Source organism: Micromonospora sp. NPDC000316 (genome assembly GCF_042898885.1).
Lineage (GTDB): Bacteria > Actinomycetota > Actinomycetes > Mycobacteriales > Micromonosporaceae > Micromonospora.
The window spans coordinates 1-1,458 of the sequence record NZ_JBIAZG010000044.1 but is presented as its reverse complement, the minus strand read 5'-3'; the positions used below and the strand labels follow the sequence as shown (position 1 = coordinate 1,458).

General features: G+C 69.5%; 1 protein-coding gene. It reads left to right on the top strand.

The genetic code is table 11. The features are described 5' to 3' along the window. Nucleotides 1-148: 148 nt before the first annotated feature. Entirely contained in the window at nucleotides 149-1,432 is a 1,284-nt protein-coding gene (locus ACFY2Q_RS29485; protein ID WP_387135931.1) for an IS701 family transposase, read from the top strand. Nucleotides 1,433-1,458: the final 26 nt, after the last annotated feature.

Sequence of the window (1,458 nt, the reverse complement as noted above, 5' to 3'; positions counted from 1 at the left end):
CTAGTACGGCAGCCGCCGTTTGAGATCTTGCTGGTGAACCGGGGTGGACGCGAGACGGCCACCGCGTGATCGTCTGTGCGTTGTGGACACATCATCAGATCTTGCGGTGGCCGCGTGCCACAGCGTAGCCGTTGGTCGGTGGGAGCGGGTGCTGGCCGAGGTGCTGGGCTGCTTCGCGGGCCGGTTCGGGCGGGTGGAACCGCGCCGGGCGGCGGGACAGTTCGTAACCGGCCTGCTTTCCGATGGTGAGGTCAAGACGTGCTGGCAGTTGGCCGAGCAGGCCGGACACGCCCGGCCGGACGCGATGCAACGCCTGTTGTACCGGGCGGTGTGGGACGCCGACGCTGTCCGCGACGACCTGCGGCAGCTGATCACCGACCGGTTCGGCGGTCCGGACGCGGTCCTGGTCGTCGACGACACCGGTGACCTGAAGAAAGGCACCCATACGGTCGGGGTACAGCGGCAGTACACCGGCACCGCGGGGCGGATCGAGAACAGCCAAGTCGGGGTGTTCCTGGGCTACGCCGGCGTCGATGGGCACACCTTGATCGACCGGCGGGTGTATCTGCCGGCGTCGTGGACCGATGACCGGGACCGCTGCCAGGCAGCCGGCGTGCCCGACGAGGTCGAGTTCGCCACCAAGCCGGAGCTTGCCGCGCAGATGATCACCGCCGCCCTGCACGCCGGAGTGCCTGCGGGCTGGGCCGCCGCGGACGAGGCCTACGGCAACAGCAGTGTCTTCCGCGCTGGCCTGCGCGAACACGACATCGGCTACGTCCTGGCGGTGTCCCGCAGCCACCTGGTCCCGCTCGACGGCGGCAAGACCCGCGTCCGCGCCGACCGGGTGGCCGCTGACCTACCCGCCACGGCCTGGCAACGCCGCAGCGCTGGCACCGGATCCAAAGGCCCGCGCTTCTACGATTGGGCCTGGCTCGACGACGTCTGCACCGACGCCGACCCCGACGACGGCGGCCAACACAGCCTCCTGATCAGGAAGAACACCACCACCGGCGAGCTCGCCTTCTACCGCTGCTGGACCCCCAGAGCGGCCACCCTCGCCCAACTCGTGCGGGTCGCCGGCATCCGCTGGACCATCGAAGAAGCCTTCCAAGCCGCCAAGAGCCAGGTCGGCCTGGACCAGCACCAGGTCCGCCGCTGGAACTCCTGGCACCGGCACACCACCCTCGCCCTGGCCGCCCTCGCCGTCCTGGCGATCTGCGCCGCCGACGTCACCGACGACGACCCGCCGACCGACACCGGACTGATCACACTCACCGTCAACGAGATCCGCCGCCTGATCAACACCTGCATCATCCGCCCGATCAGCGACCTCGCCCACCGTTTGCACTGGTCAGGCTGGCGCCGCCGGCATCAAGCCCGAGCCCGACGATCGCACTACACACACCGCCTCAGCCTCGAACTCCAGCCATGATCCCGAACGGCGGCTGCCGTACTAGC